The sequence below is a fragment of the Nocardioides sp. QY071 genome, assembly GCF_029961765.1.
In the GTDB taxonomy this organism is placed as follows: domain Bacteria; phylum Actinomycetota; class Actinomycetes; order Propionibacteriales; family Nocardioidaceae; genus Nocardioides.
The window spans coordinates 23,618-49,022 of record NZ_CP124682.1 but is presented as its reverse complement, the minus strand read 5'-3'; the positions used below and the strand labels follow the sequence as shown (position 1 = coordinate 49,022).

Annotated in this window: 26 protein-coding genes and 4 pseudogenes; 17 read left to right on the top strand and 13 right to left on the bottom strand. The window is 65.2% G+C overall.

Annotation, left to right across the window (positions count from 1 at the left end; genetic code table 11):
* Positions 1-53 precede the first annotated feature (53 nt).
* Positions 54-446, top strand: a complete 393-nt coding sequence (locus QI633_RS27250) for a hypothetical protein (protein WP_282429408.1) — start codon at positions 54-56, stop codon at positions 444-446.
* A gap of 31 nt (positions 447-477) precedes the next feature.
* On the opposite strand, the gene QI633_RS27245 is transcribed toward QI633_RS27250, so the two are convergent.
* From QI633_RS27245 to QI633_RS27225, 5 genes are all read right to left on the bottom strand, one after another.
* Positions 478-1,095 carry a transposase gene (locus tag QI633_RS27245; RefSeq protein ID WP_282429407.1) on the bottom strand — a complete coding sequence of 206 codons (618 nt, stop codon included), beginning with the start codon at positions 1,093-1,095 and terminating at the stop codon, positions 478-480.
* 25 nt (positions 1,096-1,120) lie between these two features.
* Positions 1,121-1,678 carry a transposase gene (locus tag QI633_RS27240; protein ID WP_282429406.1) on the bottom strand — a complete coding sequence of 186 codons (558 nt, stop codon included), beginning with the start codon at positions 1,676-1,678 and terminating at the stop codon, positions 1,121-1,123.
* A gap of 1,098 nt (positions 1,679-2,776) precedes the next feature.
* Entirely contained in the window at positions 2,777-3,604 is an 828-nt protein-coding gene (gene erm, locus QI633_RS27235; protein WP_282429405.1) for a 23S ribosomal RNA methyltransferase Erm, read from the bottom strand.
* A 252-nt stretch (positions 3,605-3,856) separates the two neighbouring features.
* A protein-coding gene (locus QI633_RS27230) for an IS3 family transposase (protein ID WP_282429404.1) occupies positions 3,857-5,022 on the bottom strand; the annotation gives its coding sequence in 2 pieces (ribosomal slippage) (positions 3,857-4,735 and positions 4,738-5,022; 1,164 coding nt in all).
* Between the two features lie 494 nt (positions 5,023-5,516).
* Positions 5,517-6,173 (bottom strand): transposase, encoded by a 657-nt coding sequence (locus tag QI633_RS27225; protein WP_282429403.1) that lies wholly within the window; start codon positions 6,171-6,173, stop codon positions 5,517-5,519.
* Positions 6,174-6,603: 430 nt separating this feature from the next.
* Here QI633_RS27225 and QI633_RS27220 point away from each other — a divergent pair, with 430 nt between their 5' ends.
* The 8 genes from QI633_RS27220 (at position 6,604) to QI633_RS27185 (ending at position 12,569) form a co-directional block, all read left to right on the top strand.
* Positions 6,604-7,146, top strand: a complete 543-nt coding sequence (locus QI633_RS27220; protein WP_282429402.1) for an RNA polymerase sigma factor — start codon at positions 6,604-6,606, stop codon at positions 7,144-7,146.
* Positions 7,143-7,811, top strand: coding sequence for a hypothetical protein (locus QI633_RS27215; RefSeq protein WP_282429401.1), 669 nt, complete (start codon positions 7,143-7,145; stop codon positions 7,809-7,811). Before QI633_RS27220 ends, QI633_RS27215 begins: the two co-directional genes overlap by 4 nt.
* Positions 7,808-8,839 (top strand): ImmA/IrrE family metallo-endopeptidase, encoded by a 1,032-nt coding sequence (locus tag QI633_RS27210; RefSeq protein ID WP_282429400.1) that lies wholly within the window; start codon positions 7,808-7,810, stop codon positions 8,837-8,839. The genes QI633_RS27215 and QI633_RS27210 overlap by 4 nt, the downstream gene beginning before the upstream one ends.
* Positions 8,840-8,922: 83 nt before the next feature.
* Positions 8,923-9,078 carry a hypothetical protein gene (locus QI633_RS27205; protein ID WP_282429399.1) on the top strand — a complete coding sequence of 52 codons (156 nt, stop codon included), beginning with the start codon at positions 8,923-8,925 and terminating at the stop codon, positions 9,076-9,078.
* 83 nt (positions 9,079-9,161) lie between these two features.
* Complete coding sequence (locus QI633_RS27200) at positions 9,162-9,401, top strand: hypothetical protein (RefSeq protein WP_282429398.1); 240 nt, start codon at positions 9,162-9,164, stop codon at positions 9,399-9,401.
* Between the two features lie 10 nt (positions 9,402-9,411).
* Entirely contained in the window at positions 9,412-9,762 is a 351-nt protein-coding gene (locus QI633_RS27195) for a hypothetical protein (RefSeq protein ID WP_282429397.1), read from the top strand.
* Complete coding sequence (locus tag QI633_RS27190) at positions 9,759-11,243, top strand: ThiF family adenylyltransferase (protein WP_282429396.1); 1,485 nt, start codon at positions 9,759-9,761, stop codon at positions 11,241-11,243. The genes QI633_RS27195 and QI633_RS27190 overlap by 4 nt, the downstream gene beginning before the upstream one ends.
* 402 nt (positions 11,244-11,645) lie before the next feature.
* Positions 11,646-12,569, top strand: a complete 924-nt coding sequence (locus tag QI633_RS27185; RefSeq protein ID WP_282429395.1) for an aminoglycoside phosphotransferase family protein — start codon at positions 11,646-11,648, stop codon at positions 12,567-12,569.
* 26 nt (positions 12,570-12,595) lie between these two features.
* Here the strand turns inward: QI633_RS27185 and QI633_RS27180 are convergent, their stop codons facing one another.
* The 4 genes from QI633_RS27180 to QI633_RS27595 all read right to left on the bottom strand — a co-directional run bounded on the left by QI633_RS27180 (position 12,596) and on the right by QI633_RS27595 (position 14,420).
* On the bottom strand, positions 12,596-13,066 hold the full coding sequence (locus QI633_RS27180; protein WP_282429394.1) for a hypothetical protein: 471 nt from the start codon (positions 13,064-13,066) through the stop codon (positions 12,596-12,598).
* Positions 13,067-13,128: 62 nt separating this feature from the next.
* Complete coding sequence (locus QI633_RS27175; protein ID WP_282429393.1) at positions 13,129-13,926, bottom strand: inositol monophosphatase family protein; 798 nt, start codon at positions 13,924-13,926, stop codon at positions 13,129-13,131.
* Positions 13,923-14,192, bottom strand: coding sequence for a GNAT family N-acetyltransferase (locus QI633_RS27600; protein WP_349016737.1), 270 nt, complete (start codon positions 14,190-14,192; stop codon positions 13,923-13,925). The genes QI633_RS27175 and QI633_RS27600 overlap by 4 nt, the downstream gene beginning before the upstream one ends.
* Positions 14,193-14,210: 18 nt before the next feature.
* Positions 14,211-14,420, bottom strand: coding sequence for a hypothetical protein (locus QI633_RS27595; RefSeq protein ID WP_349016736.1), 210 nt, complete (start codon positions 14,418-14,420; stop codon positions 14,211-14,213).
* A gap of 72 nt (positions 14,421-14,492) precedes the next feature.
* On the opposite strand from QI633_RS27595, the gene QI633_RS27165 reads away from it, so the two are divergent.
* From QI633_RS27165 to QI633_RS27150, 4 genes and pseudogenes are all read left to right on the top strand, one after another.
* Positions 14,493-15,014 (top strand): pyridoxamine 5'-phosphate oxidase family protein, encoded by a 522-nt coding sequence (locus QI633_RS27165; RefSeq protein WP_282429392.1) that lies wholly within the window; start codon positions 14,493-14,495, stop codon positions 15,012-15,014.
* A gap of 107 nt (positions 15,015-15,121) precedes the next feature.
* The gene (locus QI633_RS27160; protein ID WP_282429391.1) at positions 15,122-16,138 is read left to right on the top strand and encodes a MerR family transcriptional regulator; all 1,017 of its coding nucleotides are present in this window, start codon (positions 15,122-15,124) and stop codon (positions 16,136-16,138) included.
* A gap of 387 nt (positions 16,139-16,525) precedes the next feature.
* Positions 16,526-17,771: pseudogene (locus tag QI633_RS27155) on the top strand (IS256 family transposase).
* A gap of 107 nt (positions 17,772-17,878) precedes the next feature.
* The gene (locus QI633_RS27150; RefSeq protein ID WP_282429390.1) at positions 17,879-18,256 is read left to right on the top strand and encodes a hypothetical protein; all 378 of its coding nucleotides are present in this window, start codon (positions 17,879-17,881) and stop codon (positions 18,254-18,256) included.
* Here the strand turns inward: QI633_RS27150 and intI1 are convergent.
* Positions 18,216-18,749, bottom strand: a pseudogene (gene intI1 / locus QI633_RS27145) (class 1 integron integrase IntI1); the annotation flags it as partial. The gene QI633_RS27150 and the pseudogene intI1 overlap by 41 nt on opposite strands.
* Before the next feature lie 145 nt (positions 18,750-18,894).
* Between intI1 and QI633_RS27140 the strand changes: the two are divergent.
* From QI633_RS27140 to QI633_RS27125, 4 genes and pseudogenes are all read left to right on the top strand, one after another.
* Positions 18,895-19,733: pseudogene (locus QI633_RS27140) on the top strand (AadA family aminoglycoside 3''-O-nucleotidyltransferase).
* A gap of 116 nt (positions 19,734-19,849) precedes the next feature.
* Complete coding sequence (locus tag QI633_RS27135) at positions 19,850-20,197, top strand: quaternary ammonium compound efflux SMR transporter QacE delta 1 (protein ID WP_000679427.1); 348 nt, start codon at positions 19,850-19,852, stop codon at positions 20,195-20,197.
* Complete coding sequence (gene sul1, locus QI633_RS27130; RefSeq protein ID WP_000259031.1) at positions 20,191-21,030, top strand: sulfonamide-resistant dihydropteroate synthase Sul1; 840 nt, start codon at positions 20,191-20,193, stop codon at positions 21,028-21,030. The genes QI633_RS27135 and sul1 overlap by 7 nt, the downstream gene beginning before the upstream one ends.
* 127 nt (positions 21,031-21,157) lie before the next feature.
* Positions 21,158-21,649 (top strand): annotated as a pseudogene (locus tag QI633_RS27125) (GNAT family N-acetyltransferase); the annotation flags it as partial.
* Here QI633_RS27125 and QI633_RS27120 read toward each other — a convergent pair.
* The 3 genes from QI633_RS27120 to QI633_RS27110 form a co-directional block, all read right to left on the bottom strand.
* A complete protein-coding gene (locus QI633_RS27120) occupies positions 21,641-22,630 on the bottom strand; it encodes an IS481-like element IS5564 family transposase (RefSeq protein ID WP_011273866.1) in 990 nt (329 codons plus the stop codon). The pseudogene QI633_RS27125 and the gene QI633_RS27120 sit on opposite strands and share 9 nt — an antisense overlap.
* Complete coding sequence (cmx, locus tag QI633_RS27115) at positions 22,630-23,805, bottom strand: chloramphenicol efflux MFS transporter Cmx (protein ID WP_047217927.1); 1,176 nt, start codon at positions 23,803-23,805, stop codon at positions 22,630-22,632. Before cmx ends, QI633_RS27120 begins: the two co-directional genes overlap by 1 nt.
* Before the next feature lie 347 nt (positions 23,806-24,152).
* Entirely contained in the window at positions 24,153-25,397 is a 1,245-nt protein-coding gene (locus tag QI633_RS27110; RefSeq protein ID WP_282429417.1) for an IS256 family transposase, read from the bottom strand.
* Positions 25,398-25,405 lie beyond the last annotated feature (8 nt).

Below are 25,405 nucleotides of genomic sequence, written 5' to 3'. Positions count from 1 at the left end.
CGGATCTGCCGCGAACCGTGCGTTGTCAGCGGGTCTCGGCGAGACTCCCCGTCATGGACTTCGATCACGAGTCGGCCCTGCGTCTGGGTGGTTGGGACCCTCGCTACGCGGTGGTGCTGGCGACGTCTGCTCGCGATGGCGTCGCTGCGGCTCTCGTTGACACGAACGGCGACGGTGCCGATGTTGACCTCGATCAGTACGAGCAGGCAGCGGACGGGCGCTGGGTCGAGGTGGCCAGTAGCAACTGTGACGACACGGGGGCGTTCGCGACGGGTTCCATGGCAGTTGCATGGGGGCGGGCAACTCCGCGAGCCATGGTCACGGTTGAGTTTCAGGCCGCCAGGCACACAGTCGAATGCACCGATCAGGGCTGGTGGATGTTCGTGATGCCGAGTCGTTCCGGCGATGCGCCGACTGTCGAAGCAGTCGCGAGAGCAGGCGACTGATCGGAACACCCGGATCTGGCACCCCTCTGTGTCAACGGGTGCTTGGAACGAGGTTCTTCACGGGGTCGCTCTCTGGGCGTAGCGTCGGGTTCGCGGGTCCGGGAAGTGGCTGATCCGAAGTGTCGATGAGCGGGTGCGAGTCGACCGCGCTGGATTGAAGAGCCGCTCCGCAGTGCCCTCCCGGATCCGCTCCATCCTGCTGTTGAGCGTCGGCGATGAGCTGGCGGTAGACGACGTCGGACAGGCGCCGTTTGAGGCAGCGCAGTGCTTCCATCGGTGTCTTGCCGGCGGCGAGCTTGCGGCGGTAGTAGGCGCGGCCTTTGGTGTCGTGGCGGATCTGCACGATCGCGGCGACGTGCAGGACGTGGTTCATCCGCCGATTCCCGGCCCGCGATAGCCGGTGGCGGGCTTGCTCGCCTGAGGAGGCGTCCAGTGGCGCGGTGCCGGTCCAGGACGCGAACCGGTTGCGGTCGGCGAACCGGGCTACGTCGCCGACGTCGGCCAGCACGCGGGCCGCGCCTGCCGGTCCGATGCCGTAGATGTCCATCAGGTGCGACCCGCGGGCGGTGACCGCGGCCTTCAGCTCGGCCTTGATCTTCTTGAGCTTGGCGTCGACTGCGACCAGGTCGGCTATCTCTTCGGCGGCCATCCGGCGGCGGGTCTTGCCGGCGATGTCACGGGGTCGCACGGTGACGTGCATCGCCTTGGCCTGGGCGGCGGACAGGTCGCGTTTGCGCTGGCCAGGCAGTAGTTCGCTGAGGAGTCGTTGTAGCCGGTTGACGGTCTGGACTCGTTGGTGGGCGAGCGAGCTCGTCGCGGCGGTCGGTGAGCATCCGCAAGGCTTCGAGCTCACCGTCCTCGACCAGCACCCGCAGGCCCTCGGTGCGGACCGCGACGACCGCGATGGAGTGGGCGTCCAGGGCGTCGGTCTTGCGGTTGTGGCCGGTGTCGAAGAGCCGCACGCGTGCGGCGAGCTTGGCTGGCACGTCGACGACCTGCTCGCCGGCGGCGACGAGTCGTTGGGCCAGTGGACGACCGGCGCCGTTGGCTCCCTCGACGGCCCAGAGTCGGTCGGGCCACTGCTTCACGTACCGCTGCATCGCGGCGTACCCGGCGTTGGTGGTCTCAAACCGTCCGCTGCCGAGGAGCCGTTCGTGGGTGTCGACGACCTCGATCGTCACCGACATCTTGTGGGGGTCGACCCCGATGATCACGCCCTTCGTCTTGCTCATCTACTCACCTCATCTGTGCTCTGGCATCCACTCGGACGGCGAGGTGGGCAGTGCTACTACGAGCTGGGCAGACCCCTCTTGAGCCACGCCTCGTCACGGTGAACGACGGGTCGCATTCCAGATGAGAGCCACACCCAAGAGCGGGTGGGCAGCCGCGAATGAGAGCGTCCCGCCGATCACCTAGATCAGAGTCTGGCCAGACACCGATCCTGCGGAAAGTCTCCTAGTAGCCGCGGTCCGCGCACTTTGACGAAGGCCTCTAATGGCATCGGTCTCGTCAACATCGCCAGCGTTGAACTCATCCGTCTTCGCTGCATCTCGACAGCCGTTGTCGAGATGCAGCGAACTTTGACAAGTCGCTGTCAATGTCAAGATCTACCTAAGGGGTAGACATTAGGGTTCGTCCGAGCGGCACGCTTGTCCCCTGTGGCGCCACGTCACAGAAGCGAGCCCTCCCAGAAGGGATGGGCTCGCTCCGCGAGCCCATCCTTCATCGGCGATCGAGATCGCTCTGGCTTCTGGGATCGCCGCCGGCAAGCTGAGGTCCGGTTCATAGGCGGTTCCTCAACTGGAGTTACCGGATCTGCCGATGAGCGGGTGGTTACGGCGTCCCCTTCCAACGGGACGAGAAGGGCTGATGCTTCCTCTAGGCTCGGGGGAACTAGATGTTGCGAAGGGACGTCACAACGACATGAATCTCCGCTACCTGCTCGCGGCAAGCGCTGTCGTGCTGACTGCGTGCAGCACCTCTGTGGACGCGGACAGCACTTCAGATCTAGCACGCACTGGGGACTGCTGCACGATCAGGTGACAGTGATTAGTCACGCAGCCTGAGTGGCTGGCGTGGTCATGATTGTCTCGAACTCGATCGGGGTCAACCGGCCGAGACGATCCTGCCGAATCGTTGTGTGAACGCTCTGCCCAGCTGTGACACCGAGAGGTGAACCAGCGCGGCAAGGTCACGGAGCCGCCAATCCCGTTGAGGTGCTTCTGCGAGCAGCCGCGCTGCCAGTTCTGTGGATGTTTCACCGGAACGGTGCTCCGTGGCACTCCTAGCTGTTGACGTGTAGCGGCAGGCCTGGTGCCGCGCAGCGATGGTCATCGACGGCGCCTCCTCGACTTCACCTGCTGCGTCTGCGCACGGTGTGCAGGCGGTGAAGAACCGGTGGTCTTGAACAAGTCCACCCATGCCTCGACGGGCATGTCCTTCGGGAGTCCTGCAGCGGTCATGCCGTGGCGTGTCAGCCACGCCTGTGCGGTCTGTGGTGACCCGAGTGAGGCGGTGCGCGCGAGGATTTGGGCCAGCCCGCGGCCGGGGCCGGTGTAGACGCGGTGGACCAGGGCATGGAACTGGCGTCGCCGTGTCGGGGACAGCAGCGGATGTTCGCGACGGTGGATGGTGAGGATTCCGCCGTCGACTCCCGGACGCGGGGTGAACGCGCGAGCGGGAACACGACTGTGCAGCGTGAACTCGAACCAAGGCGCCCATTGCGCCGTCATCATCGTGGCACCGCCGACGCCCGCTCTGCGCCGCGCGACTTCCCATTGCACGAGCACGATTGCATCGGTCCATGCCGGGGAGTGCAGGATGCGGCGCAGTATGGCCGTGGTCTGGTGAAACGGCAGGTTGCCGACGAGCACATGCGCAGATGTTGGAAGCCGGTAGGTCAGGAAGTCGTCGGCGACGACCTCCACGTGCGACGGGAGTCGTTGGGTCAAGCGTTGGGCGAGCCTGGTGTCGATCTCGACGGCTGTCACCGGTCGCCCGAGCTGGGCCAGCGGGGTGGTGAGTGCTCCGTCACCGGGGCCGATCTCGATGATCGGGCCCTCGGTGGCAGCCACGAGCCGTGTGATCGTGGCAATGGTGGATGGGTCAGTCAGGAAGTTCTGGCCGTGCTCATGACGGCCACCTCGATAGGTAGGCACTGTTTGCTCCGTGGTTGTTGCGGAGCCGGGCACGCTGAAAGAGCCGCCCGGCCGTGATCACCGGGTGCGGGAGCAACAACCTGTGGAGGGTGCCCGCCGCTGTTGGCGGCTGCGCAGACGCAGCGAAGCAGTGCCGTGGAACAACATGCCCACCAGCGTAGGTGACCCCGCTGCCGGTCAGCGACTCAATATCCCGTCTCTGCCCAAAGACGCGGAGATCGGGACTGCTGTAGGAACGGGTGACAGGTTGGGTCAGGCCGCCTGAGTGGCAGGTGTGGTCATGATGGTCTCGTACTCGATGGGGGTCAATCGGCCGAGGGCTGCTTGCCTGCGGCGTCGGTGGTAGGTCCTCTCGATCCAGGTCACGATCGCGATCCGCAGCTCCTGGCGGCTGGTCCACGCGCGGCGGTCGAGGACGTTCTTCTGCAGCAGCGCGAAGAACGACTCCATGGCGGCGTTGTCGCCGGCGGCGCCGACCTTGCCCATCGACCCGACCATGTCGTGGTGGTGCAGGGCGCGGACGAACTTCCTGGACCGGAACTGCGATCCCCGGTCGGTGTGCAGGATGCAGCCGGCGACCTCACCACGCCGGGCGACGGCGCTGTTGAGGGCGTCCACGGCCAGGCGTGACTTCATCCGGTCGCTGATGGAGTAGCCCACGATCCGGTTGGAGAACACGTCCTTGATCGCACACAGGTAGAGCTTGCCCTCGCCGGTCCAGTGTTCGGTGATGTCGGCCAGCCACAGCTGGTTGGGGGCGTCGGCGGTGAAGTCGCGTTGCACGAGGTCGTCGTGGACCGGCGGGCCGGGCTTCTTGCCGTTCTTCCCGCGCTTCTTGCCGAACGCGCTCCACCAGCCGTTGCGCGAGCAGACCCGCCACATCGTCCGGTCGCACGCCTTGTGGCCGGCGTCGCGTGCCTCGTCGGCGAGGTAGCGGTAGCCGAACTCGGGGTCGTCGCGGTGGGCGTCGAACAGGGCGTTGGCCAGGTACGCCTCGGCCAGCTCGGCGTCGGTGACCGGGTTGTCGAGCCAGCGGTAGTAGGGCTGGCGGGCAAGGTCGAGCACCCGGCACGTCACCGTCACGGGGATCCCGTCGGCGGCCAGCTCGCGGACGAGCGGGTACATCATTTTCCCGGCAGGTTCGCCTGCGACAGGTACGCCGCGGCACGCCGCAGGACCTCGTTCTCCTGTTCCAGCAGCCGGATCCGCTTCTTGGCCTCACGCAGCTCGGCGTTGTCCGCGGCGGTGGTGCCGGGCTTGAGACCGTCCTCCACATCAGCCTGCTGCAGCCAGTTGCGCAGGCACGACTCAGCGATGCCGAAGTCGGCAGCGATCTGCTTGATCGTCTGCCCCGGCTCACGGTTGCGAGCGACGTTCACGACGTCGTCGCGGAACTCCTTGGGATAGGGCTTGGGCACGGTGCACATCCTTCCAGCAGCGCCTCACAGCGCCACAGATCAGATGTCACCTATCCGTGCAGCAGTCCCCTGCCGTCTCGCCATCGAGTCAGGTGCCGCTGACTCGCGAAGTGGCCCTGACGTGTGGGGGGAAGAAACGGATTAGCGGAACATTGGACTACGCACCGACTGGCCTGCCGCTCGCGCAGGGGGGCGAGGCAACCGCTGAGCCGCAGACGCTTCGCCAGGTCGTTCAGCCTTGGGAGGACATGGCAGGCGACTCCGAGGTCGTCATCGAGGAGGCTGGGGACCGCGCTACCGCGTTCGTCCGACGAACGGATGGAACAGTCTCTGCTCGCCTGGAACTGCGAGACAGAGACGACGATGACTGGTTCATCGACCTCTTCGACGCCTGCCAGCGCGCAGTTCCTTGGAACACCGAGTCCGGGAACTCTCCCCAGCCCGGGTGACTCCACGCGAGGCGACCAAACGCGCTCATCTGGCACCCCTCTGTGTCAACGGGTGCTTGGAACGAGGTTCTTCACGGGGTCGCTCTCTGGGCGTAGCGTCGGGTTCGCGGGTCCGGGAAGTGGCTGATCCGAAGTGTCGATGAGCGGGTGCGAGTCGACCGCGCTGGATTGAAGAGCCGCCCCGCAGTGCCCTCCCGGATCCGCTCCATCCTGCTGTTGAGCGTCGGCGATGAGCTGGCGGTAGACGACGTCGGACAGGCGCCGTTTGAGGCAGCGCAGTGCTTCCATCGGTGTCTTGCCGGCGGCGAGCTTGCGGCGGTAGTAGGCGCGGCCTTTGGTGTCGTGGCGGATCTGCACGATCGCGGCGACGTGCAGGACGTGGTTCATCCGCCGATTCCCGGCCCGCGATAACCGGTGGCGGGCTTGCTCGCCTGAGGAGGCGTCCAGTGGCGCGGTGCCGGTCCAGGACGCGAACCGGTTGCGGTCGGCGAACCGGGCTACGTCGCCGACGTCGGCCAGCACGCGGGCCGCGCCTGCCGGTCCGATGCCGTAGATGTCCATCAGGTGCGACCCGCGGGCGGTGACCGCGGCCTTCAGCTCGGCCTTGATCTTCTTGAGCTTGGCGTCGACTGCGACCAGGTCGGCTATCTCTTCGGCGGCCATCCGGCGGCGGGTCTTGCCGGCGATGTCACGGGGTCGCACGGTGACGAGCATCGCCTTGGCCTGGGCGGCGGACAGGTCGCGTTTGCGCTATTGATTCAACCCCTGTCGGCGGCAGCGTGACTGACGCCGGAGGGGGAGCCGAGCCGCGTGGCGTGGACTCGACCCAACAATCGCGGGCGGGACGCAGGTGGAGGGACGTCAGGCAGGTATCGGTGGGATCGGCCCGGCCGTAGTGGTCCTGGAGGAGGTGGAGTCCGACGGTCCCAAGCGGCGCAGGCTCGATGACCTACGCGAAGACAACGCAAAGTTCGTACAAGCAGCGCTGACCTCCGCTAGCTAACAGGTGAGGCGCCGGCCTCGACTACCTCCCAGAACTAGCATTCGAGATCCGAGGGCCCTCGAGGGGTTGAGAATGGAACCACAACAACACGTGGCTTCAGCGGCTGACGCATCCAGCGTCGGCCCAGATATGGGCGCGCTGTTTCTGGAGCATCGCGAGGTCATGTACAGCGTCGCCTACTCGCTGCTGCGCACCGATCGGCACAACCGAGCCGAGGACGTGATCGGCGAGGTGATGATCTCCATCGTCAAGAACCCACCGCGCCAGGAGGTGCGCAGCTGGGAGGCGTTCTTGGTCCGAGCGGTCCAGAACAAGGTCCGGGACCTGTGGAAGTCGGCCGCGCACCGGCACGAGCGGCTCGTGATCGACGAGGCCAGCCCACTCGAGGACGAGCGGCACGGCGGCGACCAGGTTGACGACGATCCTGCTCCCGGTGTCGTTGAGATGATCGGGCGTCAGCAGAGAGTGCAGGCGGTGCAGGAGGCGATGGCCGAGCTGGAGGCGTGGGACCGCCAGGCGGCCTACGCGCTGTGGCAGTGCGCGGGGCTGGAGCGGTCCTCCCAGGAGGTCGCCAACGAGCTCGGGGTATCGAGCTCGCGGGTCAGGCAGCTCTCGGCGAAGGCGAGGAAGGAATTGATCAACATCTTGGGGGCGAAGGAGGTGGACCTATGAGCGAAGAGACCGACCGACTCGTGGAGCGACTGCTAGAGGAACCACCTGGCCCGTTGCGCGAGCAGATGCTCGCGCAGCTCGACGGAGACCAGCGTGAGCAGATCCGGGTGCTGCTCGATGCCGGCGATCTGGTGTGGGAGGCAGCTCATACCGCCCCTCCACTGGAGGAGGATCCCGTCGCGGCGATGCTGGGTGTGGTGCCGGACCCCAGCTTCCAGCTCGACGCCGCGGCGCTCATGCGCGCCTGCAAGGCAAGTCGCGTCAAGCCCACCGCGTTGGCGGCCCGGCTGAACGCCCGTGGGTGGAAGGTGGACACCACCGACGTCTTCCGGTGGCAAACACGTGCCGCGCCGGACGTTTCCCCGGCGCTGATCAAGGCGATCGCCGAAGAAGTGCGCGTCGACCCCGATCGTCTGGTTGCTAAGGCTCAGCGGCGGCCAAGCACGCTCAACACGGTCGCCGAGGATGCCGCAGCTACCCCGCGTTTCCGTGACCTCGTGCAACGGTTTGCGCGAGTCCAGAGGATGTCCCCCGGCATGGCGGCATCCCTCCTGCAGTCACGGATGCTGGCCACGGTTCATCGTGGAGACGAGCCCGACAAGGAGCAGATGCTGGCCTCGCTGGAGGCGCTCGTACGCGCACTGGAGGCGGACCAGGGCCGATGAAGACGCTCGAGGACTGCGTCGGAGCCGCGCTCGCGGTTCTCACACCGGAGGTACGCGTCGGTTTTGCCGCCGATCCGATCACGGTGCTCCGCGACGAACTTGGCCTGAAGGTCCAGCACGCCGAACACCTCACTGAGCAACGAGGCGATGGCGGGGTCTGCGACGGCGTCTCCTTCCTCCAGGACCGGGTGATCCTCTACGCGCCCACTCCCTACAGCCGCCGGGAGAACTTCACGCTGGCCCACGAATTGGGGCACTGGCTGGTCACCCAGACCCTGCCGATCTACGACTGGCTCTTCGAGCAGCCCGACCCCAACCAGGAACTCGAGACGGTCTGCGACCGCATCGCCCAACAGCTGCTGCTTGCTCAGTCCGACATCGACCAGGTCCTCCGGGGCGCGCCTGTGGAGGCCCGGCACGTCCTCGACCTCTACGAGCGCAGTAACGCAAGCATCCCCGCATGTGCCGTCGCCCTCGCCTCGCGACTGCCCGGACTCGGCGCTGTGGTGATCGTCGAAGGGGGCTCTGGACTCGATTCGGCGGTGGTGCGCTACGCGAGCGTCCGTCCGGACCCGGAACGGGGCTGGCCGAAGGTCTACCCGTGGCCAGGACAGCAAGTCCCTGCAGGTCACCCGCTCCGGCACATCAGCGATCGTCGCTCTATCCGGCGGCGCAGCTTCTGGGCGATGTCGTGGGGAGAGCGGGCCGACTTCTACCTCGACGCCGTCGAGATGCGCGGCCGCTGGGTCGCCGTTATGGCGGACACCGACCTGTGGGATGCGGAGAGGTTCCATCCCAACACGGTGCGCGAGTTCGATCAGCGGGCAGAACGCGAGATCCACTGCTGTGGACAGACCCAGAAGGTCCGCGGATACCCGTGCCCGACCTGCGACGAGGTGCACTGCCCCAAGTGCGGCAAGTGCCGCTGCGAGCGCCAGCAGGACGAGCTGGTCCTGTGCGCGGGCGGATGCTTCCTGAAGTTCCGCCCGAACCTGCTCGTCAACGGCCTGTGCGAAGAGTGCCGCTAACAGCTCGCGCCTCCGCCTCGACTACCTGCTGAGAGGACGCCGGGACCGCCCCGACGGCTCTCGGGCAGGAGACGACAGCACAGATGGCGAAGAACACCGGCAAGGGCCACCGCGTCGGCGCGGTCAAGGGTCGCAGTGAGTTCAAGGTCAACGGCACCTGGTTCAAGCGCGACACGAAGACCGGTCGGATCCTCAACGGCAGCCCGCGGCAGCACAAGGGCGTCCGCGACGAAAAGTAGGCCATCTCACCGGCACCACCGTGCCTCCGGCATCACCCGCGCACGAGCAATCAACCACGGGCAAGTCAGCAAGGAGACCAGTCATGACCAACGACAAGAAGCCGCCCCAAACCATCACCTTCACCGTCGACAACGTCGAGTTCACGGTGAGCGAGAAGCACCAGACCGCCGGCACCATCCTCGCCCTCGCGGGCCTGGACCCGGCGACGTACGACCTGGCCAAGTTGCACGGCGACGGCGAGGCGTTCAAGGACGACCAGCAGGTCATCGTCCAGGACGGCGACGCGTTCGCCACGGTGCGCACCTGCGCCCCGGTGGCCTGAGGAGGCAGTGATGGAGCACGGGATCGACGCCATGGTGAGGTGCCTGGAAGCGCTCGGCGCGGCGCCCGTGCTCCGTCACGGCCTGCTCACCTACACCGTCACCCCAACCTACGGTGCTCGCGCCGGCCAGCCGGTCGAGAGCGGCGTGGCCGAGTCCGAGGCGCAGCTGTGGCCGGCGACCCCGCCCCACTGGGTGCACCTCCCCGCAGACGTCACCATCCCGGCGTCGAACACAGGGGCCTCGCCCCACCCCGGCTGGGTCGGTCACTCCCGCGACATCAAGGGTTGGGCGCAGGAGATCAACCACGGCATGGCCTGGCTCTCCCACGTGCGCAGCGTGATCGCCGGAGCCACTGCATGACCCCGCGGCGCTTCTCGGTCGCGATGACCGAGGCATTCGACGAGACCCTGACGCGGCACCTGATCCGCTCCGACGGCCAGGAAGACCTCTGCCTGGCCATGTACGCACCTTCCACGGGTGCCGGGCGCGACACGGCGCTGCTCCGCGAGGCCTGCCTTCCGCGCGAGGGTGAGCGGGAGGTCCACGGCAACGCCACCGTCACCGGCCGGTACGTCCTGCGGGTCGCACGCCAAGCTCGCCTCCTCGGTCTGGGCATGGTGATCCTCCACTCCCACCCCGGGGGGAGCGGTTGGCAGGAGCTCAGCGACCTCGACGCCGACGCAGAGGCGTCCTATGCCCACCTGGTCGAGCAGGTCACCGGCCACCCGCTGGTCGGAATGACCCTCGCCGGCAAAGACCACGCGTGGTCGGCCCGCCGGTGGAGTGCCGCCGGAAGCGCCGTGGATCACGTCGACGCCGAGAGTGTTCGGGTCCTGGGCGCACGGCTCGAGGTCAGCTGGAACGACCGGTTGGTCCCGGTTCCAGCCCCGATGCCCAGCCAGCTGCGCACCGTCTCGGCGTGGGGCGAGCGCACTCAGGCCGATATGGCGCGTCTGCGTGTCCTGGTGGTCGGTGCCGGCAGCGTGGGCATGGACGTGGCCATCCGGCTGGCCGCGACCGGTATCGAGAAGGTCGCGGTGATGGACTTCGACGTCGTCAAGGAGGTGAACCGCGACCGCCTGGTCGCCGCGACTCGCCGTGACGCCCTGCTCAGGGTCCCTAAGATCGACGTCGCCGAGCGTGCGAGCCGCAGCGCGGCGACCGCCGCCGCCTTTGCATTCGGCCGCCACCAGCTCGACGTCACCAGCACCCGGGGCCAGAGCACGGCTCTGGACTATGACGTGATCTTCTCCTGCGTCGACCGGCCCTGGCCCAGGGCCGTCCTCAACCAGATCGCCTACACCGACCTGATCCCGGTCATCGACGGTGGGATCGGGATCGACACCTTCGAGACCGGGCAGATGCGCAACGCCACCGTGCGCACCCACATCGTCCGACCCGGCCGTCCCTGCCTGCAGTGCAACGGCCAGCTCGATCCCGCGCAGGTCGCCCGCGATCGACTTGGGCTGTTCGATGACCCGACCTACATCGAGAGGTCCGGCCAGCCCGTGCCCGGGAAGCAGAACGTGGCGATGCTGTCGGCCTCGGTCATGGCCTCGCAGCTGGCGTTGTTCGTCTCCCTCGTGGTGGCACCGTCGAAGTTCGGCGAGCCCGGCCCGCTGCGCTTCAGCCTCACCACCCACCGGCTCGAGCACGTCCAAGCCACCACCAGCCCCGCCTGCGTCTACGAGAACCTCGTTGCCCACGGGGACCAGCGGATGCCCTTGGCGCAGACCGTCGCCGACGCCCCCACCAACGGGTCGATGGCGGTCAGGGCGGTGGTCGGCCTGGTAGCGCGCTACGTCGTCGCGTTGGTCAGGTGGACGAGCCGCCGCCGCTAGAGCCCGACGACGGGGACGGCGAGCGCTCCGCGTCCTGCCGCCCGGGGCCCTCCGCCGCGACAACTTCCACGATGACCGGCGGGACGATCTGTGCGCAGATACGGCCGCAGATCGAAGCACCTACTTTGACGGCCACCCTGGATGGCACTCACTTCGTCAATGATCGCACCGGAACGTTGGTCAATCTTCGCTGCATCTCGACAGCCGTTGTCGAGATGCAGCGAACATTTCCAAATGCGCGCCTCTACTTTTCAGCACTGGATTGCTAGAGATTCCGCATGCCGCGGAACCCCGGGAGGCGGGACCGAGGGACCCATCTGGTCGCGGGCTGCTGTCGGAAAGAAGCCGGCGCCGCGGTAAAGCCGGTGGCGTCGTGGGCGCCGACCAACCAGCATCGACCGAGTGCCCGGACTCCATCACGACGAGCTTGCTGTCGACGTTCACTTGGTCCGCCGGTTGATCGACCGGTCGCTGCCCCAGTACGCCGACCTGAGACTCCAATCCCTTGCGTCGTCGGGTTCCTCGAACGCACTGTTCAGGCTGGGGGACTCCCTTCTCGTCAGGCTGCCGCGCCAGCCCGGCGGTTCGACCACCATCGAGAAGGAAGCTCGCTGGCTGCCCGTGGTCGCTCAGGGCGTGACGGTGGGAGTCCCTGAGATTGTTGCGGTCGGCGAACCTGGGTTCGGCTATCCAGAGAAGTGGGCCGTGACCACCTGGCTGAAGGGCCAGGTCCCGACGGTGCCCTGGGGTGTCGATGGCGGCAGTTCGCGCCGCGTCGCCCAGGACCTGGCGACGTTCCTGACCGAGTTGCGTGAGGTTGGGATCCCGGCGTCTGTGAACAACGAGCCTGCCCTGGTCTGGTACCGCGGCGGCCACTTGGCGGACATGGACAGCGAGTTCCGGCAGCGGGTCGTCGAGTGCCGACAGCTAGGCGATCTGGGTCTCGACCTCGACCGCGCACTCAAAGTCTGGGACGACGCCTTGGCTGCCGAGCAGGCCACCGATCCGCTCACGACCTGGTACCACGGTGACCTGCTCGCGGAGAACTTGCTGATTCGCTACGGCGAACTTGCCGCCGTGCTGGACTTCGGAGGGCTCGGGGTAGGCGATCCCTCGGTGGACCTCATCGTCGCCTGGGAGGTGCTCGACTCGCAGGGGCGGCAGATCTTCAGATCTGCGACAGGCGTGGACGACGCGGCCTGGGCGAAGGGCATGGGATGGGCGCTGCTGATCGGGGTGATCACCTTCCCCTACTACTGGCACACAATGCCGGCCCGCTGCGCCGCCCGGCGTTCGATGGTTGCCGCGGTGCTCGCAGAGGCCTGAGGCGAGAGTTGCGGCTGACGCCGCCCCTAGCTCGAACGCGCGAGCCGAGCGCCAGTCCAGTCTTCGTCGTTGCTCACGTCGCGTACGACATCAAGCCACTCAGGCACGAAGTCTGACGGCGACTCGCGGTCGTCGATTTCGGCGACGAGCGTCCCGTCCTCGTGCTCGTCGATCGCCACGAGTAATCCATCCCTGTGGATCAGGTGGCGCTTCTTGCGGAGTAGGCGAGCGGGCAACGCCAGAAGCGCGGTCCACTCCGCGTCGTTCAGATAGAAGTTCGTGCAGGCCACCTCGGCTGGGCCTTCAGTGAGGCGCACCTTGTGTCCGAGCTTGCGGATCACGGTCCCGTCGTTCTCGCGGACCTCGCGCAAGCGCAGCCGCGTGCCCGTGACGTACCGATCGAGGATCTCTCTGCTGCTGGTGACGCCTTCGGGGAGCGTCGCCAAGAGGTAGCGACGCTCCCTCTCGACAACCGCGTACTTCAGTGAAACGGACACGCAACGAGATTAGAGCCTCGAAGCATGGACCGAGCCGCCTCTATGGCTTGCGGGACAGCCCGTTACCGAGGGCCGGGGACCTCGAGGTGGGGCGCCACCAGGCCCACCAGCTTGTCGTGAGTGTCTGCGTCGGCAGCCGCGATCAGGCCTCGTCCACCCTCCAGTTGGCCGCCGCGTAGATCGGTGACGACGCATCCGGCAGCACGGCACAGTGCGATTCCGGCGGCGAAGTGGACGTTGCCGACGAAGTTGCCGTCGCTGAGGTACCCGGCACGACGGCCTGCCGCTACCCAGGCCAGGGCGAGGGTCGTCGACATGACGCGGGGCCCGAAAGTTGCGCGGAACGCTGGGTCGGCGATGAGCTGTGGGCCGAGGAACGGTCGGTCGAGCGGGCCGTCGCAGTTGATGTCGACCAGCCTCGACTCGGAGGTCGGTTGTAGCAGGGCGTCGCCGCCGCTCATCCTGACGGCCGCATGCTGTCCGTCTGTCCAGAACAGTTCTTCGCCGATCGGGTCAGCTGAGACCGCGATCAACGTCCGCGCATCGCGCAGGAGTGCGACGTTCACGGCGACCAGGGGTGTCTGCGCGGCGAAGTTGAGTGTGCCGCACAACGGGTCGACGAGCCACCGTCGCGATGTGGTCGAACTGCCGCTTCGGCCAGACTCCTCGGCCTCGACAGCGTCTTCGGGTCTGGCGGTGGTGATGACGTCGAGGATCGCGCGCTCTGCGTCGATGTCGGCGTTGGTGGCGAAGTCTGTGGCCGCCTTCGCGTGTCTGGTCAGCGGTGCGCCGTAGGCGCTGCGCACCACGGCGATCCCGGCCTCGGTGGCGGAGATGGCTACCTCGACGTCATTGGTCACGGGCTGACCATCGCGGGCACCTCGGAGGTGGAGCGCAGATTCGCCCCGAAGACCAGGGCGGGGCCGCCGTGGGCGTGGACCTCGCGTTCAAGAGCCAGTCCGATCTTGGTCGCCACCCGCTGTGAGGCCACGTTGGAGGGTCTGATGATTGCGACCAGGTACTCGACGCCAGCCTCCCTCGCAGCGTCTCGTACGGATGCAGCTGCTTCAGCGGCGTAGCCTTGGCGGCGAAGCGGAGCGCGGACGTGCCAGCCAGCCTCGACCAGCTGCTCACCCTCGACGTCCTACATCGTCAGCCCGCAGTCGCCCACGAACTCCCCGCCGTGGGTCTCGATCACCCAGAGCCCGAAGCCGTACCGCTCGTAGTTGCGTCGAGTCCACTCGATCCAACCCTCTGGGCCACGAGAGCCACCGATCTCCAGGGTCGCGATGGCCGGCAAATCCGCCTCGGTCATCTCGCGAAACCGGAGACGTACTGTGGGCTCGGGAAGCATGCTCGAACTGTAGTTGCGGCCCTGTCTTCGTCGCCTGAGGCGAGGCGGGGCGACGTGCTGAGACAATCGGCTATGCCGCTGACCAACCCCTGGCTCGCTGGGCCAGCGCCCGCTACCGAGCTCCCGCGTGAGGCTCTTGAGGAACGCATCCTCAACCTGTTGTCCACCCAGAACATGGCCGTCATCGCAACCGTCAACACCGACGGCTCCCCGGCGGCAACCCCAGTTCGCTACTACAGCCTCGGGCTCGAGATCTTCTACACAAGCTGGAACGACTCGGTGAAGTCACGGAACCTCCGAAGGGATCCGCGTGTCTCGGCAGGGATCTTCGCCCCCCTCGTCGGCCAGGCGAGCAGCCGCGGCGCCCAGCTTTTCGGGACGGCCCGCACGCTGGAGCGCGAGGATCCCGCCAGCGACGATTACTGGGAGGCGTTTCGATGGCAGTCCGACCACGCTGAGCGCGGCAGATCGGTCAGCGAGCCGCCCAGCGATCCGCTGACCGTGATCACACCTCACCGGATCTTGTACACCGAGCACTGGCTGCGGCGCACCGGCTACGCACCCCGCCAGACCTGGCGACCGGCCTCCCCCTGATTCACAGAGCGCCTCCGCTCGCGCTGGGCCGAGTGGTGTTGACCTTCCCCCAGCGGCAAGGCCCAGCCTCGACCTCACCGGTGACCGACACCGGGAGGATGGTGACCATGACCGCGACCGACGGGCTCATGACGATCGGCGACTTCGCCCGCGAGTCGGGCCTGACGCCCAAGGCCTTGAGGCTCTACGACGACCTGGGGTTGGTTCGCCCTGCCGACGTGGATGTCTCCTCCGGCTATCGCCGGTACGACCCCGCGCAGCTCGACCGCGCCCGGATGGTCGCACTACTGCGGCTGCTCGGCATGCCCTTGGCCCGGATCAAGAACGTCCTCGACCTCTCACCGGCGCAGGCCGCGCAGGAGGTAGAAGCGTACTGGGCCCAGGTCGAGGCCGACACGGGCGCACGCCGGGTCTTGGTCGCCACCCTCGTCCAGCAACTCAGGAACGAGGTACCTACCGTGACCACCACGACTCCGACCCTGCACGCCGAGTACGGCTCAAGCCACCGCCAGGGGAATCGCCAGACGCAGCAGGACGCACTGCTCGTCATGCCCGGGCTCCTCGCCGTAGCGGACGGCTTCGGGGACAGCGACGAGCTGGCCCGGGCCGCGCTCTCGGCATTCGCCAAGGCCGGCCTGGCCGGCGCGATCGCCGAGATCGCCCCCGAGGTCAGCGCGGCGCTGCCCAACCAACCGACATCCGGCACCACGCTCACCGCGGTCACGATCACCGGATCGACAGCACAGATCACGCACATCGGCGACGCCCGCGTGTGGCTCGTCCGTGACGGCGAGCTGCGCCAGCTGACCCACGACCACACGATCGTGGCCGCCCTGATCGAGACCGGACAGCTGACGAATGAGGAGGCGCGCGCCCACGCGCATCGCAACCTTCTCAACCGCGCACTCACCCCGGGTGTCGTCGCGGACGAGGCCACGCTCGATCTCCGTCCCGGCGACCGTCTCGTGCTGACCACCGACGGCGTCCACTCCCACGTCGATGACCTCGGCCCCCTCCTCACGCTGGATGCGAGTCCGCAAGACGTGGCCGATGCCGCTGCCGCCGCAGTCGCTGACGCCGGCGAACCAGACAACCACACGATTATCGTCGTCGATCTCAGCTGAGCATGCTCGCGCCGCGAACATTGGCGGGCCCAACGCCAGCAGGACGTCAACGCCAATGTTCGCGGTGTGCGGGACGCCAATCTCCGCTGCATCTCGACAACTGTCGAGATGCAGCGAACATTTCCAAACGGACCAGATGGTTCTTTCAACACTGATCAGCTAGACATTCGGCGTCTGGTCAAGGACCGCACGAGGCGAGCCGGGGATAGATCCGGGCGGGGCCATCGCCAACGACGTCCGGCGCTGGGCCAGGTTGAGTTGAGTCCCCGATAGTGGTGTAGCGCGGTCGCCGAGATCGTCACTGGCATGTCGCTGGAGGCGTAGACGCGGCCACCGCGTGATCCTTCGAGTTCACCTCCTACAGCTCACTCGAATGGAGTCATCACGATGACCGCTGCTCACATTGTCGACCCTGCACGCCTACTTGGCGAAGCCCTCGCCGAAGCGTCCCCGGATCTGATGCGCTCGCTGCTGCAGACGATGATCAATGCCCTGCTCTCCGCGGACGCCGACGCTGTGGTCGGCGCCGAGTACGGCCGCCCCACCCCGGGCCGGGTCACGCAGCGCAACGGCTACCGCCACCGCGACCTCGACACCCGCGTCGGCACCATCGACGTGGCGATCCCCAAGCTCCGCAAGGGCACCTACTTCCCCGAGTGGCTGCTCGAGCGCCGCAAGCGCAGAGACCGCGCTGATCACCGTGGTCGCGGACTGCTACCTCGCTGGTGTCTCGACGCGGCGGATGGACAAGCTCGTGAAGACCCTCGGCATCGACTCGCTGTCGAAGTCACAGGTCTCGCGGATGGCCGCTGAGCTCGACGAGCACGTCGAGCAGTTCCGCCACCGCCCACTGGACACCGCGGGCCCGTTCACCTTCGTCGCAGCCGACGCATTGACGATGAAGGTCCGCGAAGGCGGACGGGTGATCAACGCCGTGGTCCTGCTCGCGACCGGTGTCAACAGCGACGGGCACCGCGAGGTCCTCGGCATGCGGGTGGCCACCGCCGAGACAGGAGCGGCGTGGAACGAGTTCTTTGCCGACCTCACCGCGCGCGGCCTGTCCGGGGTGCGGCTGGTCACCAGCGACGCCCACGCCGGCCTAGTCGAGGCCGTCGCTGCCAACCTGCCCGGAGCGGCGTGGCAACGCTGCCGCACCCACTACGCCGCGAACCTCATGAGCGTGACGCCGAAGTCGATGTGGCCGGCTGTGAAGGCGATGCTGCACTCGGTCTACGACCAGCCCGACGCGCCCGCGGTCCACGCCCAGTTCGACCGGCTCTTGGACTACGTCGACGGCAAGCTGTCCGAGGTCCACGACCACCTCGACGGTGCCCGCGCCGACATCCTCGCGTTCACCGCCTTCCCCAAGGACGTGTGGAGCCAGATCTGGTCCAACAACCCAGCCGAACGCCTCAACCGCGAGATCCGTCGCCGCACCGACGCCGTCGGGATCTTCCCCAACCGTGAAGCCATCGTGCGCCTGGTCGGAGCCGTACTGGCCGAGCAGACCGACGAATGGGCCGAAGGCCGCCGCTACCTCGGACTCGAAGTCCTCGCCCGATGCCGCATCAACGCCGTCCCCACCACCGACACCGAGATCGGAGCCGACGACCTACCCGCCCTGACCGCCTGACCCGAAGAAGAAGGAACGCGAAGCGCTACACCACTCCAGGGGACTTGACCGTACGCTTTCCGAAGTGAGGAAGGTGTGTAGTGGACCGTCGAAACATGGTCTGGCCCATGAGCGGCACAGGCGACCACCTGGCCGAGACGCTACGGTCGGCCGCGAACGCCACCCACTCGGTGTCCGGGGGCGCAACCGACGTCGTCGACGGCTATCTGCGCTGGGCGGCCGACCAGATCCGCATGCTTCAGGGAATGCTCTCCCCCAGCGATCTGGACCGGTTGATCACCACCCCGCGCTACTGGGCGACGCAGGCGGACAGGACCTCTGTCCTCACCACCGTCAACGTGATCACCGACGAGCTCCAGCATCGCCGGCGGGTACTCGAGGCGACTGCGGATGCCGTCGCGCAGCAAGCCGAGGCGTGGTCGCCAAACGACGGTCAGTTCACCACAAGGCCCGATCCTTGGAGCCCTTGCCCTCCCGCACGATGATCGTGCCGTGATCGAAATCCAGATCCTTGACCCGCAGTTGCAAACCCTCACTGATCCGCATGCCCGTTCCATACAGAAGCTGGGCGAACAAACGATGCTCGCCTTCCAGAAAACCGAGGATGCGAACCACTTCATCCGGGGTCAGCACCACCGGCAAGCGCCGCGACGGCCGAGGTCTTCCGATCTCCTGAAGCCAGGGCAGATCCGTGCACAGCACCTTGCCGTAGAAGAACAGCAAGGCCGCCAATGCCTGACGATGCGTGGAGACCGAAACCTTGCGCTCGTTCGCCAGCCAGGACAGAAATGCCTCGACTTCGCTGCTGCCCAAGGTTGCCGGGTGACGCACACCGTGGAAACGGATGAAGGCACGAACCCAGTGGACATAAGCCTGTTCGGTTCGTAAACTGTAATGCAAGTAGCGTATGCGCTCACGCAACTGGTCCAGAACCTTGACCGAACGCAGCGGTGGTAACGGCGCAGTGGCGGTTTTCATGGCTTGTTATGACTGTTTTTTTGTACAGTCTATGCCTCGGGCATCCAAGCAGCAAGCGCGTTACGCCGTGGGTCGATGTTTGATGTTATGGAGCAGCAACGATGTTACGCAGCAGGGCAGTCGCCCTAAAACAAAGTTAGACATCATGAGGGAAGCGGTGACCATCGAAATTTCGAACCAACTATCAGAGGTGCTAAGCGTCATTGAGCGCCATCTGGAATCAACGTTGCTGGCCGTGCATTTGTACGGCTCCGCAGTGGATGGCGGCCTGAAGCCATACAGCGATATTGATTTGTTGGTTACTGTGGCCGTAAAGCTTGATGAAACGACGCGGCGAGCATTGCTCAATGATCTTATGGAGGCTTCGGCTTTCCCTGGCGAGAGCGAGACGCTCCGCGCTATAGAAGTCACCCTTGTCGTGCATGACGACATCATCCCGTGGCGTTATCCGGCTAAGCGCGAGCTGCAATTTGGAGAATGGCAGCGCAATGACATTCTTGCGGGTATCTTCGAGCCAGCCATGATCGACATTGATCTAGCTATCCTGCTTACAAAAGCAAGAGAACATAGCGTTGCCTTGGTAGGTCCGGCAGCGGAGGAATTCTTTGACCCGGTTCCTGAACAGGATCTATTCGAGGCGCTGAGGGAAACCTTGAAGCTATGGAACTCGCAGCCCGACTGGGCCGGCGATGAGCGAAATGTAGTGCTTACGTTGTCCCGCATTTGGTACAGCGCAATAACCGGCAAAATCGCGCCGAAGGATGTCGCTGCCGACTGGGCAATAAAACGCCTACCTGCCCAGTATCAGCCCGTCTTACTTGAAGCTAAGCAAGCTTATCTGGGACAAAAAGAAGATCACTTGGCCTCACGCGCAGATCACTTGGAAGAATTTATTCGCTTTGTGAAAGGCGAGATCATCAAGTCAGTTGGTAAATGATGTCTAACAATTCGTTCAAGCCGACCGCGCTACGCGCGGCGGCTTAACTCCGGCGTTAGATGCACTAAGCACATAATTGCTCACAGCCAAACTATCAGGTCAAGTCTGCTTTTATTATTTTTAAGCGTGCATAATAAGCCCTACACAAATTGGGAGATATATCATGAAAGGCTGGCTTTTTCTTGTTATCGCAATAGTTGGCGAAGTAATCGCAACATCCGCATTAAAATCTAGCGAGGGCTTTACTAAGCTTGCCCCTTCCGCCGTTGTCATAATCGGTTATGGCATCGCATTTTATTTTCTTTCTCTGGTTCTGAAATCCATCCCTGTCGGTGTTGCTTATGCAGTCTGGTCGGGACTCGGCGTCGTCATAATTACAGCCATTGCCTGGTTGCTTCATGGGCAAAAGCTTGATGCGTGGGGCTTTGTAGGTATGGGGCTCATAATTGCTGCCTTTTTGCTCGCCCGATCCCCATCGTGGAAGTCGCTGCGGAGGCCGACGCCATGGTGACGGTGTTCGGCATTCTGAATCTCACCGAGGACTCCTTCTTCGATGAGAGCCGGCGGCTAGACCCCGCCGGCGCTGTCACCGCGGCGATCGAAATGCTGCGAGTCGGATCAGACGTCGTGGATGTCGGACCGGCCGCCAGCCATCCGGACGCGAGGCCTGTATCGCCGGCCGATGAGATCAGACGTATTGCGCCGCTCTTAGACGCCCTGTCCGATCAGATGCACCGTGTTTCAATCGACAGCTTCCAACCGGAAACCCAGCGCTATGCGCTCAAGCGCGGCGTGGGCTACCTGAACGATATCCAAGGATTTCCTGACCCTGCGCTCTATCCCGATATTGCTGAGGCGGACTGCAGGCTGGTGGTTATGCACTCAGCGCAGCGGGATGGCATCGCCACCCGCACCGGTCACCTTCGACCCGAAGACGCGCTCGACGAGATTGTGCGGTTCTTCGAGGCGCGGGTTTCCGCCTTGCGACGGAGCGGGGTCGCTGCCGACCGGCTCATCCTCGATCCGGGGATGGGATTTTTCTTGAGCCCCGCACCGGAAACATCGCTGCACGTGCTGTCGAACCTTCAAAAGCTGAAGTCGGCGTTGGGGCTTCCGCTATTGGTCTCGGTGTCGCGGAAATCCTTCTTGGGCGCCACCGTTGGCCTTCCTGTAAAGGATCTGGGTCCAGCGAGCCTTGCGGCGGAACTTCACGCGATCGGCAATGGCGCTGACTACGTCCGCACCCACGCGCCTGGAGATCTGCGAAGCGCAATCACCTTCTCGGAAACCCTCGCGAAATTTCGCAGTCGCGACGCCAGAGACCGAGGGTTAGATCATGCCTAGCATTCACCTTCCGGCCGCCCGCTAGCGGACCCTGGTCAGGTTCCGCGAAGGTGGGCGCAGACATGCTGGGCTCGTCAGGATCAAACTGCACTATGAGGCGGCGGTTCATACCGCGCCAGGGGAGCGAATGGACAGCGAGGAGCCTCCGAACGTTCGGGTCGCCTGCTCGGGTGATATCGACGAGGTTGTGCGGCTGATGCACGACGCTGCGGCGTGGATGTCCGCCAAGGGAACGCCCGCCTGGGACGTCGCGCGGATCGACCGGACATTCGCGGAGACCTTCGTCCTGAGATCCGAGCTCCTAGTCGCGAGTTGCAGCGACGGCATCGACGGCTGTTGCACCTTGTCGGCCGAGGATCCCGAGTTCTGGCCCGACGCCCTCAAGGGGGAGGCCGCATATCTGCACAAGCTCGCGGTGCGACGGACACATGCGGGCCGGGGTGTCAGCTCCGCGCTGATCGAGGCTTGCCGCCATGCCGCGCGAACGCAGGGGTGCGCCAAGCTGCGGCTCGACTGCCACCCGAACCTGCGTGGCCTATACGAGCGGCTCGGATTCACCCACGTCGACACTTTCAATCCCGGCTGGGATCCAACCTTCATCGCAGAACGCCTAGATGTGATGTCCAGGGACGTTGTTGAGTCGGTCGAAGGGTACGCCGCCAATCGCAGAGTGGTGTCGGTGGTGGTTGTAGAAGTGGAGCCAGCCGGGCAGCGCCAGGCGTCGTTCGGCCTCTGAACCGTAAAACCTGGCATAGGCCCAGCCGTCCCCGAGCGTGCGGTGGAATCGCTCGATCTTCCCGTTCGTCTGCGGCCGGTAGGGGCGTGTCCGCTTGTGTCGGATGCCGAGCCGAGCGCAGAAGTCCCTCCATGCGTGGGATCTGTATGCCGACCCGTTGTCGGATAGGACTCGCTCGACGGTCACGCCTCGTTCGGCGAACCAGGCCACGGCGCGTTCGAGAACTCCCACCGCTGTGCTCGCCTGCTCATCCGACCAGATTTCTGCGTATGCGACGCGGGAGTGGTCGTCGATGACTGTGTGAACGAACGCCGTCCCGGTGCGCGGCTTGTGATCTTTTCCTCGTGGTAATCCCGGAGTCGCGAGCTTGTTCCGTGCGCCTTGCTGCCGACCTACGTAACGATGTCCACCGCCGTCGGGGATGTTGCCGAACTTCGTGACATCGACATGAATCAACGATCCCGGATGAGGATGCTCATATCGCCGCAATGGCTCGCCAGTGACACGATCGATATGCGAGAGGCGGTTCACGCGGCAACGGACGAGGACCGCGTGAACAGTCGACGTCGAGAGACCAAGTCGCGCAGCGATCTGGGCTGGCCCCAGTCGAAGCCGCCAGCGCAGGTTGATGATCTTCTTCTTGACATGCTCGGGCGTCCTGCCTGGGATCCGGTGCGGCTTGCTGGAGCGATCCTGCATCCCAAACTCACCCTCTTCCCGGTAGCGGCCTGCCCATTTCCGGGCAGTGATCGGGGAGACCATGAACATCTTTGCGGCGATCGTGGCCGGATAGCCGTCTTCGACAATCAGCCGGGCTAACCGGAGACGGGCACGAGGAGTGAGAAGAGCGTTCGGATGGGTCATCAATTGGCCTCCGCCGCGGTCTTCGTAAGCGCGCGTCTGGTGAGAAGCATGATGACGAGAGCGATCGCTGTCAGCACCGAAGCGACCCAAACCGGCGCGAGCAGCCCCAGCCCGGTCGCGAGCCCGAGCGCACCAAGCACGGGCCCCGCTGCAGCTCCGATATTCAATGCTGCGGTTGCGTACGAACCGCCCATCGTTGGCGCACCCGATGCTGCATACAGCACACGCGTGATCAGAGTACTGCCGACGCCGAACGACAGGAATCCCTGAACGAGGACGAGGACGATAAGCGCGACGGGATGAGATGCGACCACTGCCAACACGATCCAGCCTGTCAGCAATAGCGGTCCGCCGACTGCGAGCACGAGGCCAGGTCGTTGATCTGATAGTCGTCCTGCGATCGTGACGCCAAGGAACGATCCGATGCCGAACATCACCAGCGCGACGGACACCCACGCTTCGGCCAAGCCCGCGGTCTCGGTCACGATGGGTGCCAGGAAGGTGAATGCCGCAAAGGTCCCTCCGTTGATCAGCGCTCCGAGTACCATGGCCAGGATGAGCCGCGGCGTCGCCAACTGGCTGAGCTCGACACGGAGCCTTGGTGAGGTCGCGCTAGTCTCGCTCCGACCAACATTGTTCGTGACGCCACGAATGACTCCAACGGCCGCGGGAATACAGAGGATGGCGATCGCCCAGAACGTCGTTCGCCAGCCCAGCGCTGTGCCGAGCAGTGCCCCGGCGGGGACGCCCACGACGGTTGCGATCGTCGTGCCGGAGAGCAGGATCGACAGTGCACGCCCCTTCTGGTTCGCTGGCACGAGGGTAGTGGCCGTGCTCAGTGCTACGGCGAGGAATCCTGCGTTTGCGAGAGCGCTGAGCACCCGGGTGATGAGCAGGAGAGAGAACACTGGTGTCATCGCTCCGATGACGTGGCTTCCCGCGAACACGAGAAGGCAAACGATCAATGTGAGCCGCGGTGGCCAACGGCGAGCGAATGCCGCCATCACTGGCGCGCCGACGACCATACCGACTGCGAATGCGGAGGTCAGCAGGCCCGCAGTGCCGACCGAGACGTCAAGTTCGGTCGCGATCGCGGGGAGCAATCCCGCGAGCATGAATTCTGAAGTGCCCATGACGAAGACCGCCAGGGCAAGCATGTAGAGGGCAAAAGGCATCGAGTACTCCGAGGTGTGAGATCAAGAAATGGTTCTTCTTGTCACCACGGCCAGCGCCCCGGGTACGCCAGACATACGCCCACACAGATCGTGGGCGTCGTAACTAGTGGTTCAAGGGGCTGGCGGTGTGACCGACAACCCCTGACCTGTCTGATTCGGGACTCGACATGCCCTAAACTCTAACATGCCTTCAATGGCGAGCGGTCTGGACAGATACTTCTTGAATCGGCACGGTGTCATTACGGGCGGGGGCCAGAACAACGTCCCTAGACATCACACCTAGAACTCGAAATCTAACGTCCGTTCGGGGACTGTCAGATTTCCGGTGTAACTGGCCACTGGCATTCCTAGTTGTCCGAGGGGTTGATGCGTCCCTCGAAGGTGATGGCGAAGGCGTTGAGCGCTGCCTTCCATCGGATGACCCATCGTGCCCGACCGGTGCCGGTGGGGTCGAGTGAGCGGGTCACCAGGTACAGGCACTTCAACGCCGCCTGGTCGTTGGGGAAGTGCCCCCTGGCTCGGACCGCTCGCCGGTAGCGGGCGTTGAGGGACTCGATCGCATTCGTCGTGCAGATGATCTTGCGGATCTCCACGTCGTAGTCCAGGAACGGGATGAACTCGCCCCACGCGTTACGCCACAGCTTCACCGCGGCCGGGCATATCGCGCCCCACCGCTCCTCGAAGTCGTCCAATCTCGCTGCCGCTTGCTCGGCGTTGACCGCGGTGTAGATCGGCCGCAGGTCCTTTGCCATCTTCTCCCAGTGCTGCCGAGCGGCATAGCGGAAGGTGTTGCGGATGAGGTGGATGATGCAGGTCTGGACCTGGGTCAGTTCCCAGGTCGCGGCGATCGCATCGGGCAGACCCTTCAGGCCGTCGCACACCGCGATGCACACGTCTTCGACGCCGCGGTTCTTGATCTCGGTCAGGACCTGGAGCCAGAACTTCGCGCCCTCGCCGCCGTCGCCGGCCCAGATGCCGAGGATGTCGCGTTCCCCGCTGGTGGTGACTCCGATGACGACGTAGAAGGGCTTGTTGGTGACCTGTCCGTCGCGGACCTTGACCACCAGGGCATCGATGAAGATCACCGGGTAGACCCGGTCCAGCGGACGGGTCTGCCACTCGGCCATCTCCCCGATGACCTTGTCGGTGATACGGCTGATGGTGTCCTTCGAGACTTGCGCGTCGTAAACGTCGGCGAAGTGCGCCGCGACCTCCCCGGTCGTCAGACCACGCGCGGTCAGCGACAGCACGATCTGGTCCACCCCATCCAGACGCCGTTGCCGCTTCTTCACGATCCGCGGTTCGAAGGTGCCCTCGCGGTCACGGGGGACGTCGAGCTCGACCGGTCCGATGTCGGTGAGCACAGTCTTGGACCTCGTGCCGTTGCGGGAGTTCTGCCCGTTACGGCCCACCGGGTCGTGCTTGTCGTAGCCGAGGTGGTCAGCCATCTCCTCTTCCAGCGCGGTCTCGAGGACCTGCTTGGTCAGGCCGGACAGCAACCCACCTGGCCCCATCAGGTCTACGCCCTCGGCCTTGGCCTGGTCGACCAGCCGTTGCGCGATCTGCTGCTTCTCATCCTCATCGAGCACCACAGGCTCGA

Coding starts and splice junctions, on each gene's coding strand:
- QI633_RS27250 (WP_282429408.1), top strand. CDS start 54: ATGGACTTCGATCACGAGTCGGCCCTGCGTCTGGGTGGTTGGGACCCT.
- QI633_RS27245 (WP_282429407.1), bottom strand. CDS start 1,095: ATGGCCGCCGAAGAGATAGCCGACCTGGTCGCAGTCGACGCCAAGCTC.
- QI633_RS27240 (WP_282429406.1), bottom strand. CDS start 1,678: ATGAGCAAGACGAAGGGCGTGATCATCGGGGTCGACCCCCACAAGATG.
- QI633_RS27220 (WP_282429402.1), top strand. CDS start 6,604: ATGGGCGCGCTGTTTCTGGAGCATCGCGAGGTCATGTACAGCGTCGCC.
- QI633_RS27215 (WP_282429401.1), top strand. CDS start 7,143: ATGAGCGAAGAGACCGACCGACTCGTGGAGCGACTGCTAGAGGAACCA.
- QI633_RS27210 (WP_282429400.1), top strand. CDS start 7,808: ATGAAGACGCTCGAGGACTGCGTCGGAGCCGCGCTCGCGGTTCTCACA.
- QI633_RS27205 (WP_282429399.1), top strand. CDS start 8,923: ATGGCGAAGAACACCGGCAAGGGCCACCGCGTCGGCGCGGTCAAGGGT.
- QI633_RS27200 (WP_282429398.1), top strand. CDS start 9,162: ATGACCAACGACAAGAAGCCGCCCCAAACCATCACCTTCACCGTCGAC.
- QI633_RS27195 (WP_282429397.1), top strand. CDS start 9,412: ATGGAGCACGGGATCGACGCCATGGTGAGGTGCCTGGAAGCGCTCGGC.
- QI633_RS27190 (WP_282429396.1), top strand. CDS start 9,759: ATGACCCCGCGGCGCTTCTCGGTCGCGATGACCGAGGCATTCGACGAG.
- QI633_RS27595 (WP_349016736.1), bottom strand. CDS start 14,420: ATGCTTCCCGAGCCCACAGTACGTCTCCGGTTTCGCGAGATGACCGAG.
- QI633_RS27165 (WP_282429392.1), top strand. CDS start 14,493: ATGCCGCTGACCAACCCCTGGCTCGCTGGGCCAGCGCCCGCTACCGAG.
- QI633_RS27160 (WP_282429391.1), top strand. CDS start 15,122: ATGACCGCGACCGACGGGCTCATGACGATCGGCGACTTCGCCCGCGAG.
- QI633_RS27150 (WP_282429390.1), top strand. CDS start 17,879: ATGAGCGGCACAGGCGACCACCTGGCCGAGACGCTACGGTCGGCCGCG.
- QI633_RS27135 (WP_000679427.1), top strand. CDS start 19,850: ATGAAAGGCTGGCTTTTTCTTGTTATCGCAATAGTTGGCGAAGTAATC.
- sul1 (WP_000259031.1), top strand. CDS start 20,191: ATGGTGACGGTGTTCGGCATTCTGAATCTCACCGAGGACTCCTTCTTC.
- QI633_RS27120 (WP_011273866.1), bottom strand. CDS start 22,630: ATGACCCATCCGAACGCTCTTCTCACTCCTCGTGCCCGTCTCCGGTTA.
- cmx (WP_047217927.1), bottom strand. CDS start 23,805: ATGCCTTTTGCCCTCTACATGCTTGCCCTGGCGGTCTTCGTCATGGGC.